Source organism: Streptomyces solincola, assembly GCF_002982015.1.
Lineage (GTDB): Bacteria > Actinomycetota > Actinomycetes > Streptomycetales > Streptomycetaceae > Streptomyces > Streptomyces solincola.
Map to the genome: position 1 here is coordinate 1 of NZ_PVLV01000324.1, position 9,098 is coordinate 9,098.

Consider the following 9,098-nt stretch of genomic DNA (forward strand, 5'->3'; position numbering starts at 1 on the left):
TCGGCGGGGACGACGTCAGCGCGCTGCCCCCGCACCGGCGCGGGGTCGCCTGGGTGCCGCAGGACGGCGCGCTCTTCCCGCACCTCAGCGCGCTCGCCAACACCGCGTACGGGCTGCGCGCGCAGGGCGAGTCCCGCGCCGGTGCGGGGGCAGCGCGCTGACGTCGTCCCCGCCGAGGGCGAGCCGGGCGGCGGCCCGGTCGGTGAGTCCGAGCAGGGCCCGCAGCAGGGTCGTCTTGCCGGCTCCGTTGGGGCCGACGACGGCGACGGTGGTGCCGGGCCCGGCGTCCAGGGTGAACCGGGTGAAGCCGGTCAGCTCGGCGTGCAGGGGCCACGAGGAGGCCGGGGGGCCGGACTGCTCGGGCGCCGGCGCGGCCGGGGCGGCGGCCGGGTCGTCGGGGGCGGCGGCCGGCTCCCCGGGGCCCGGCCGCCGGTCCCTGCCGGAGGAGGGCGTGGTCGTCCAGCGGCCGCGCAGCGCGATGAGCACCGCCATCGCGATGGCCAGCAGCAGGAGGGAGACCGAGGTGGCGGCCTCGGGGCGCTCCTGGAGCAGCAGGTACACCTGGAGCGGCAGGGTCTGCGTACTGCCGGGGAGGTTGCCGGCGAAGGTGATGGTCGCGCCGAACTCGCCCAGCGCCCGCGCCCAGGTGAGCGCCGCGCCGGCGGCGAGGCCGGGGGCGACCATCGGCAGGGTGACGGTGGCGAACACCCGGGCCGGGGACGCGCCCAGGGACGCGGCGGTCTCCTCGTAGCGCCGGTTCAGGCCCGCCAGCGCGCCCTCCAGGCTGATCACCAGGAACGGCATGGCGACGAAGGTGGCGGCGACGACCGCGCCGGAGGTGTGGAACGGCAGGGTGAGGCCGAACCAGTCCTCCAGCCACGGCCCGAGCAGCCCGCGCCGGCCGAAGCCGAGCAGCAGCGCCACCCCGCCCACGGTGGGCGGCAGCACCATCGGCAGCAGGACGAGCGAGCGGACCAGGGCCTTGCCGGGGAAGTCCACCCGGGCCAGCAGCCAGGCCAGCGGCACCCCCAGCAGCAGCGACAGGCCCAGCGACCAGAGCGAGACCGTGAGGGAGAGCCGCAGCGCCTGGAGCGCCTCCGGGCTGCCGAGGTGGGCGCCCAGCTCGCCCCAGGAGGTGCGGGCCAGGATGCCGACGAGCGGCAGCAGCAGGAAGGCGACGGCGAGGAGCGCGGGCAGCGCCAGGGTGGCGGGCATCCTGGCCCGGGCCTGGTTCCCCCGGGTGCTCCGGGTCCCGGCCCGGGCCTGCTTCTTCATGTGCTCCGCTCCTCGCCGCCGTCCGTGCGCCAGCTCCGGGCCCCGGTTCCGGGCCTCAGGCCCGGCCGCCGCAGTGCCTCAGGCCCGAGCCCCGGCTCCGGGCGTCAGCCTGGGACCGCCGTCCGGGCCTCAGCTCCGGGCCCCGGTTCCGGGCCTCAGGCCCGGACCGCCGCAGTGCCTCAGGCCCGAGCCCCGGCACCGGGCCTCAGCCTGGGACCGCCGTCCGGGCCTCAGCTCCGGGCGTCAGCCTGGGACCGCCGTCCGAGGCGCGACCCGACGTGCACAGGCGGCGGTTCGGGGGCCTCAGCTCCGGGTCTCAGGCCCGTGCCTCAGCGCCGTACCTCGGATCCGGGCCTCAGGCCCTGATCCCGGCTCCCGGCCTCAGGCCTGGGGCTTGGGGGACTGGAAGCCCGCGTCCAGCAGGATCTTCTGGCCCTCGGGGCCGGACAGCCAGGTGACGAACGCCTTGGCGGCGGCCGCGTTCTTCGAGTCCTTCAGCGCGGCGGCCGGGTACTCGGCGACGGCGTTCTGGGCGTCCGGGATGTCGACCGCGTCCACCTTGTCCGGGGCGCTCTCGGCGTCCGTCTTGTAGACCAGGCCGGCGTCGGCCTCGCCGAGCTGCACCTTGCTGAGCACCGCGCGGACGCTGGGCTCCTGGGAGACCGGCTTGACGGTGACCTTCTGCCGGTCCAGCACCTGCTTGCTGTACTTCCCGGCCGGCACCTCGGGGGCGGCCAGCACCACCTTCAGCTTCGGGTCGGCCAGGTCCTCCAGCTCGCCGACCTTCTGGGGGTTGCCCTCAGCGGTGGCGATGACCAGGCGGTTCTTGGCGATCACCACCGGGGCCTCGGTCTCGTCCCCCACCTTGGCCATGCTCTTGGTGTCGGCGGTGACCAGCGCGTCGGCCGGGGCGCCGTTCTGGATCTGGGCGATCAGCTCCTGGGACCCGGCGAAGGAGAAGTTCAGCCTGGTGCCGGGGTGGCTCCTCTCGTACGCGGCGCCCGCCGTCTTGAAGACGTCGGTCAGCGAGGCGGCGGCCAGGACGGTGAGGTCCGCCGCCGGGGCCTGCGGGGCGGAGGCGGACGGCGAGCCGCTCTGCCCCGCGTCCTTCGCGCCGGAGTCGGAGCCGGAGCCGCCGCAGGCGGTGAGCGGGAGCAGCAGGGCGGCGCCGGCGAGCGCGGCGAACGCGGTGCGGCGGTGGGGGAGCGAGGACAGGGACATCGGGGCGACTCCTGGAGTCGTCAGGGGCGGTCGATGTGGACGCTGGTGGACTTCACGCGGGCCGTGGCCTGCATGCCGACCTCCAGGCCGAGTTCGTCGACCGCCTCACGGGTGAGGAGGGAGACCAGCCGGTGCGGCCCGGCCTGGATCTCGACCTGGGCCGCCACGTCGCCGAGCTTGATCGCGGTGACGATGCCCGGGAAGGCGTTGCGGGCGGAGGTGTAGGGGACGTCGTCCTCCCCGTTGCCCTGCTGCGCCACCTCGATCGAGAACGCGGCCAGGGCCCGCCCGTCGATGAGGCGGCGGCCGCCCTCGTCGCGATGGGTCGCGACTCTTCCGGCGTCCGCCCAGCGGCGCGCGGTGTCCGGGCTGACGCCCAGCAGCCGCGCCGCCTGACCGATTGTGTAGGACTGCATGTCCGCAACGGTAGGCATCGTGACCTCTTGTTTGCAATGTTTCAGGGCTTCAGCCATGGCATATGCGAGGCCGCTCGGAGGAATCTCCAATGATCCGGGGCGGTCGTCTTCGGGCCTCGGGGCGGGGCGTCCTGATGAGGGCTCCCTTACAGTTGCTGGTAGACCCCCCGTACCGTCAGCCGTCACCCGGCGACCGAGACCGAGAAGGAGCCACGGACCCGCAATGGGTGAGCCTCCCAGTACCAGCCGTGCCACCGCCCGCGCGCACCAGACGAGCCGGGGAACGGGGGTGGCACGGTGACCGAGGTCCTGCTGCTGCTGGCCGCTCTCGTGCTCACGCTCACGTGCGCGGTGTTCGTGGCCGCCGAGTTCTCCCTGACCACCGTCGAGCGCGGCGAGCTGGAACGCTCCGCCGCCGACGGTGAGCGCGGCGCCGCCAGCGCCCTGGCGGCCGTCCGCAGGCTGACGCTCCAGTTGTCCGGCGCGCAGCTCGGCATCACCGTCACCTCCCTGGTCATCGGCATGCTCGCCGAGCCGTCCTTCGCCGCTCTGCTGGGTGGCCCGCTGCGGGCGATCGGCCTCGGTGCGGCCGCGCCGACCGTGGCCACCGTGCTGGGCGTGGTCCTCTCCACGGTGGTGCTGATGGTGATCGGCGAGCTGGTGCCGAAGAACTGGGCGATCTCCCGCCCGCTGGCCGTCGCCCGGGTGGTGGCCGCCCCGCAGCGCGCCTTCACCACGGCCTTCGGCCCGTTCATCCGCCATCTCAACTCCACCGCCAACCGCTTCGTGCGCCGCTTCGGCCTGGAGCCGGCCGAGGAGCTGGCCTCCGCGCGCACCCCAGAGGAGCTGGTGGCGCTGGCCGAGCACTCGGCGCGCGAGGGCGCGCTGGAGGAGGACTCGGCCGAGCTGTTCGTCCGCACCCTGCACCTGGCCGAGCTGACCGCGCAGAACGTGATGACGCCCCGGGTGGAGGTGCTCGCGCTGGAGGCGGGCGCCACCGCCGCCGACGCGGCGAACCTGACGCTGGCCACCGGCCTGTCCCGCTTCCCGGTCTACCGGCAGACGCTGGACGACGTGGTCGGCACCGTGCACATCCGCGACGTGCTGGCGCTGCCCCCGGCCCAGCGGGCGGTCACCGCCGTCACCGCGCTGGCCACCCCGCCGCTGCTGGTCCCCGACAGCCTGCCGGCCGACAAGCTGCTGGAGCGGATGCGGGCCGAGCACACCATGGCCGTGGTCATCGACGAGTACGGCGGCACGGCCGGCGTGGCCACCGTGGAGGACATCGTGGAGGAGGTCGTGGGCGAGGTCCGCGACGAGCACGACCCGCTGGAGGCCCCCGACCTGCTGCCGGCGCCCGCCACCGAGGACGGCCGGGCCACCTGGGAGGCGGACGGCAGCGTCCGCATCGACCAACTGGCCGGCATCGGGCTGGCCGCGCCGGACGGCCCGTACGAGACGGTCGCCGGGCTGATCGCCAACCGCCTGGCCCGCATCCCGGCCCAGGGCGACACCGTGGACGTGGCGGGCTGGAGGCTGGACGTCCTGGACGTCACCCACCACCGCGCCGACCGGGTGCACATCACCGAGCCGCCGCGCACCGCCTACGAGGGCGTGCCGGCCGGCGCCCGCCGCCAGCTGGAGGAGGCCCGATGACCACCGTGCAGATCCTCATCGGCCTGCTCACCCTGTTCACCAACGCCTTCTTCGTGGCGGCGGAGTTCGCGCTGATCTCGGTGCGCCGCAGCCAGATCGAGCCGGCCGCCCGGCAGGGTGACACCCGGGCCCGGATCACCCTGTGGGGCCTGGAGCACATCTCCCAGATGATGGCCACCGCCCAGCTCGGCATCACCGCCTCCTCGCTGGTGCTCGGCGCGGTCGCCGAACCGGCCATCGCGCACCTGCTGGAGCCGGTGTTCGCCGCCGTCAGCGTGCCCGACGCGCTGGTGCACCCGATCGCGTTCGTGATCGCGCTGGCCGCCGCCACCTACGCGCACATGCTGATCGGCGAGATGGTGCCGAAGAACATCGCGCTGGCCGCCCCGGCGCGCACGGCGCTGCTGCTCGGCCCGCCGCTGGTGGCCCTCACCCGGGCGCTGAAGCCGTTCGTCTTCGCCATCAACGCCTTCGCCAACACCCTGCTGCGGCTGATCCGGGTGGAGCCCAAGGACGAGGTGGAGTCGGTCTTCACCGACGACGAGCTGGCCCGGATGGTGGCCGACTCCTCCGACGCGGGCCTGCTCAGCGCGGCCGACGGCGAGCGGCTGCGGGACGCCCTGGAGCTGGGCACCCGCCCGGTCGGCGAGATCCTCGTCGCCGCGCCCCGGATGCGCACCGTCCCGCACACCGTCACCCCGGAGCAACTGGAGCGCACCGCGGCGGAGGCGAAGTTCTCCCGCTTCCCGGTGACCGGCCCGTCCGGCGCGGTCCTCGGCTACCTGCACATCAAGGACACCCTGGGCGTTGCCGAGCGGGACAAGCCCTTCCCGCGCTCGGCCCTGCACACGGTGACCCGGGTCGCCCTGGACACCCCGCTGGACGACACCCTGACCGCCCTGCGCGCCGCCGGCAGCCACCTGGCCGCCGTCACCGGCGAGAAGGGCGCGGTGATCGGCTACGTGACGATGGAGGACGTGCTCGACGAACTGGTCGGCCCGGCGGCGCCCGCCACCGCCTGACCCGCGTCGTGATCCACCGCTCATGGCATTGCCATGACGCCATTGTGGTGCCATAGTGGCGTCATGGATCTCACCCCGTATGTCGAAGCCCTGCGCCGGGAGCTGGCGGTGGCCGCCGACGCCGGCGGCACGGAGGCGCGTGAGCTGGCCGAACGGCTCACCGCCCCGCTGGAGTCGGCCACCCGACTGGCGATGCTGAACGTCCTCTCCGACGCGATGGGCGAGGTCACCCGGGAGCTCGCCCCCGGCTCGGTCGACGTGCGGCTGCGCGGACTGGAGCCGGACTTCGTGGTGACACCCCCGCCGGGTCAGGATGGTGCCACTATGGCGTCAGGCGGCCCCTTCGAAGGCCCGCCGGCCCCGGCGGCCGAGCGGGGCGCGGCCCCGGTCGAGAGCGACGACGCGGGCGGCACCGCCCGGGTGAACCTGCGCCTGCCGGCCCCGCTCAAGGCCCGCGCCGAGGAGGCCGCGAGCCGCGAGGGCCTGTCGGTCAACGCCTGGCTGGTGCGCGCCGTGTCGGCCGCGGTCGACGGCGGTGGTGCCCGGCCGCGTACGACCGAGGGGCCCCCGACCGTCGGACAGAGCTTCACCGGCTGGGTGCGTTAGCCCAGGTCGCTCACCCGCGCTCACCTCACTTCACTTCGCCATTCGCCAGGAGAACGGGACAGCCATGCCTTCTTTCGACACCCCCGAGGCGATCTCGGTCGCCGCGCACGTGGACGCCGGTTCGATCCAGTTCACCGCGGGCGAGCGCACCGACACCGTGGTGGAGGTGCGCCCCCGCGATCCGGAGAAGGACCTGGACGTACGGACGGCCGGCAAGACCGACGTCACCTTCGCGGGCGGCGTCCTGCGGATCAGGACGCCGAAGGCCGGCCTGTTCGGACGCACCGGCACCGTGGACGTGGCGGTCGAGCTGCCGGCCGGCTCGCGGATCGACGTGACCGGCGCCTGGACCCAGGTCTACGGCCAGGGCCGGCTGGGCGAGGCCCGGGTCAAGACCTCGGCCGGCGACGTGCGCCTCGACACCACCGGGCCGCTGCGGCTGACCGCCTCGCACGGCTCGATCAGCGTGGATCGGGTCGGCGGCAGCGCCGAGATCGCCACCAGCTCCGGCAGCGTGCGGGTCGGCCTTCTCGACGGTCCCGCCGTCCTGAAGAACTCGCACGGCTCCACCACTGTCGGCACGACCACCGGCGAGCTGCGGGTGAGCGGTGCCAGCGGCGACATCACGGTCGGGCGCGCCGAGGACTCGGTCACCGCCACCACCGCCCACGGCGCCCTGCGGGTCGAGGAGGCGGCGGGCGGAACCGTCCGACTGGAGACCGGGTACGGCGCCATCGAGATCGGCGTCCCCGAGGGCACGGCCGCCTGGCTGGACGTGCAGTCCACCGCCGGCCAGGTCCGCAACGCGCTCACCGCGGGCGAGGCCCCGGAGAAGTCCGCGGGCAGCGTCAGGATCCGCGCCCGCACCCAGTACGGCAACATCGACGTCCGCCGCGCGCGGGGCTGACGCCCCGGGGCCCGCCTCCTGGCGTCTCCCCGCCATCGCACGTCTCACTCGCGCTTCCCACCGCTCACCTCGCGCTTCTCACCGCTCACCTCGCACTTCTCACCGCTCACCTCTCTCTTCTGGCCTCTCGCCCCACCTCGTGAACGGAAGGACCCATGCCCTTTTCTGTCATGCCCTCATCAGGGCACTCGGAGCGGACCGCCGTGTCCGCCGTCGGCCTGCGCAAGTCCTACGGCGGCAAGACCGTCCTGGACGGCGTGGACCTGAGCATCCCGGCCGGATCCGTGTTCGCCCTGCTCGGGCCGAACGGCGCCGGCAAGACCACCACCGTGCAGATCCTCTCCACGCTGCTGGCCGCCGACTCCGGCACCGCCCGCGTCCTCGGGCGCGACGTGACCGACGACCCCGACGGCGTCCGCCGGGTCATCGGCGTGACCGGCCAGTTCGCCGCCGTGGACGGGTTGTTCACCGCCGAGGAGAACCTCCGGCTGATGGCGGACCTGCACCACCTCGACCGTCGGGAGGGCGGACGGCGGGCCGCCGAGCTGCTGGAGCGCTTCGAGCTGACCGAGGCCGCGGGCAGACCCGCCATGACCTTCTCCGGCGGGATGCGGCGCAAGCTCGACCTTGCCATGACGCTGGTCGGCCGGCCGCGGGTGATCTTCCTGGACGAGCCGACCACCGGACTGGATCCGCGCAGCCGGCGCACGATGTGGGAGATCATCCGCTCGCTGGTGGCCGACGAGGGCGTGACCCTCCTGCTCACCACGCAGTACCTGGAGGAGGCCGACCAGCTCGCGGACCGCATCGCGGTGCTCGACCACGGCGTCCTGGTCGCCGAGGGCACCGCCGACGAGCTGAAGCGCCGCGCGCCCGGCGGGCACCTGCGGCTGAGGTTCGCCGACACCGCCCGACTGGCCGCCGCCGAGCACTGTTTCCCGGTCGCCGTCCGCGACGACGAGGCGCTGGCACTGCGGGTGCCCGGCGACGGCACGCCCGCCACCCTGCGGGCGGTGCTCGACGTACTGGAGACCGCCGGAGCGGAAGCCGAGTCCGTCACCGTCCACACACCCGACCTCGACGACGTGTTCCTCGCCCTGACCGGCGGCGGCGCACCCGCCCGTGAGGAGAGCCTCCGATGAGCAGCACCGCCGCACACGCCGCCGCACCGGCGCGCCCCGTCCGCTCCCACGCCCTGCGGGACGCGGCGACCATGCTGCGCCGCAACCTCAAGCGCGCCCGGCGCTATCCGTCCCTGACCGCGACCACCGTGATCATGCCGGTGGTGATGCTGCTGCTGTTCGTGTACGTCTTCGGCGGCGCCCTCGGCACCGGGATCGCCCCCGTGGCGGGCAGCGGAGAGGCGGTCCGCTATGTGGACTACATCGCGCCCGGCATCCTGCTGATGGCGGTGACGTCCGGGGCCATCGCCACCGCGGTTGCCGTCGCCGTCGACATGACCGAAGGCACCGTCAACCGCTTCCGCACCATGGCGATCTCCCGCGCCTCGGTGCTCACCGGGCATGTCGTCGGCAGCCTCGTCCAGACCGCCATCGGCCTGGTCGCGGTGCTCGGAGCCGCCCTGGCCTGCGGCTTCCGGCCCAACGCCACCGTGGTCGAGTGGGCCGCCGCCCTCGGTGTCCTGATGCTGCTCGCCTTCGCGCTGACCTGGGTGTCCGCCGCGATGGGGCTGGTCGCCAAGACCGTCGAGTCGGCCAGCAACGCCCCGATGCCGCTGACCTTCCTGCCCTTCATGGGCAGCTCCATCGTCCCCCCGGAGTCCATGCCGGGCGCGTTGCGCTGGTTCGCCGAGTACCAGCCCTTCACTCCGGTCAACGAGACCCTGCGCGGCCTGCTCATGGGCACGCCGATCGGCTCCAGCGGCCCGCTCGCGCTCGCCTGGTCCGCCGTCCTGGCCCTGGCCGGCTACCTCTGGGCCCGGCGGAAGGCGCGCCGGGCCCAGAGGTAGCCGGCCAGGGCCAGGACGGCGGACCA

At 74.2% G+C, this 9,098-nt stretch carries 8 protein-coding genes and 1 pseudogene; 6 read left to right on the forward strand and 3 right to left on the reverse strand.

Features of this window, described 5'->3' with window-relative positions; genetic code table 11:
- Nucleotides 1–132 precede the first annotated feature (132 nt).
- The 3 genes and pseudogenes from C6N75_RS20525 to C6N75_RS20535 all read right to left on the reverse strand — a co-directional run.
- Nucleotides 133–1,215, reverse strand: a pseudogene (locus C6N75_RS20525) (ABC transporter permease); the annotation flags it as partial.
- A 441-nt stretch (nucleotides 1,216–1,656) separates the two neighbouring features.
- On the reverse strand, nucleotides 1,657–2,496 hold the full coding sequence (gene modA, locus C6N75_RS20530; protein WP_105870379.1) for a molybdate ABC transporter substrate-binding protein: 840 nt from the start codon (nucleotides 2,494–2,496) through the stop codon (nucleotides 1,657–1,659).
- Nucleotides 2,497–2,516: 20 nt separating this feature from the next.
- Nucleotides 2,517–2,912 (reverse strand): TOBE domain-containing protein, encoded by a 396-nt coding sequence (locus C6N75_RS20535; RefSeq protein WP_105870380.1) that lies wholly within the window; start codon nucleotides 2,910–2,912, stop codon nucleotides 2,517–2,519.
- Nucleotides 2,913–3,209: 297 nt separating this feature from the next.
- Between C6N75_RS20535 and C6N75_RS20540 the strand changes: the two genes are divergently transcribed.
- From C6N75_RS20540 to C6N75_RS20565, 6 genes are all read left to right on the forward strand, one after another.
- A complete protein-coding gene (locus tag C6N75_RS20540) occupies nucleotides 3,210–4,568 on the forward strand; it encodes a hemolysin family protein (protein ID WP_105870381.1) in 1,359 nt (452 codons plus the stop codon).
- Nucleotides 4,565–5,590 carry a hemolysin family protein gene (locus tag C6N75_RS20545; RefSeq protein ID WP_105870382.1) on the forward strand — a complete coding sequence of 342 codons (1,026 nt, stop codon included), beginning with the start codon at nucleotides 4,565–4,567 and terminating at the stop codon, nucleotides 5,588–5,590. The genes C6N75_RS20540 and C6N75_RS20545 overlap by 4 nt, the downstream gene beginning before the upstream one ends.
- A 63-nt stretch (nucleotides 5,591–5,653) precedes the next feature.
- Nucleotides 5,654–6,196 carry a hypothetical protein gene (locus tag C6N75_RS20550; protein ID WP_105870383.1) on the forward strand — a complete coding sequence of 181 codons (543 nt, stop codon included), beginning with the start codon at nucleotides 5,654–5,656 and terminating at the stop codon, nucleotides 6,194–6,196.
- Nucleotides 6,197–6,260: 64 nt separating this feature from the next.
- The gene (locus C6N75_RS20555; RefSeq protein ID WP_105870384.1) at nucleotides 6,261–7,103 is read left to right on the forward strand and encodes a DUF4097 family beta strand repeat-containing protein; all 843 of its coding nucleotides are present in this window, start codon (nucleotides 6,261–6,263) and stop codon (nucleotides 7,101–7,103) included.
- Nucleotides 7,104–7,258: 155 nt separating this feature from the next.
- Nucleotides 7,259–8,245 carry an ATP-binding cassette domain-containing protein gene (locus C6N75_RS20560; RefSeq protein ID WP_105870385.1) on the forward strand — a complete coding sequence of 329 codons (987 nt, stop codon included), beginning with the start codon at nucleotides 7,259–7,261 and terminating at the stop codon, nucleotides 8,243–8,245.
- Nucleotides 8,242–9,072: an ABC transporter permease gene (locus tag C6N75_RS20565; protein WP_105870386.1), complete on the forward strand. Its 831-nt coding sequence runs from the start codon at nucleotides 8,242–8,244 to the stop codon at nucleotides 9,070–9,072. The genes C6N75_RS20560 and C6N75_RS20565 overlap by 4 nt, the downstream gene beginning before the upstream one ends.
- Nucleotides 9,073–9,098: the final 26 nt, after the last annotated feature.

Excerpts from the sequence above, each read along its gene's own strand:
- modA (WP_105870379.1), bottom strand. The coding sequence starts at position 2,496 with ATGTCCCTGTCCTCGCTCCCCCACCGCCGCACCGCGTTCGCCGCGCTC.
- C6N75_RS20545 (WP_105870382.1), top strand. The coding sequence starts at position 4,565 with ATGACCACCGTGCAGATCCTCATCGGCCTGCTCACCCTGTTCACCAAC.
- C6N75_RS20565 (WP_105870386.1), top strand. The coding sequence starts at position 8,242 with ATGAGCAGCACCGCCGCACACGCCGCCGCACCGGCGCGCCCCGTCCGC.
- C6N75_RS20550 (WP_105870383.1), top strand. The coding sequence starts at position 5,654 with ATGGATCTCACCCCGTATGTCGAAGCCCTGCGCCGGGAGCTGGCGGTG.
- C6N75_RS20560 (WP_105870385.1), top strand. The coding sequence starts at position 7,259 with ATGCCCTTTTCTGTCATGCCCTCATCAGGGCACTCGGAGCGGACCGCC.
- C6N75_RS20555 (WP_105870384.1), top strand. The coding sequence starts at position 6,261 with ATGCCTTCTTTCGACACCCCCGAGGCGATCTCGGTCGCCGCGCACGTG.
- C6N75_RS20535 (WP_105870380.1), bottom strand. The coding sequence starts at position 2,912 with ATGCAGTCCTACACAATCGGTCAGGCGGCGCGGCTGCTGGGCGTCAGC.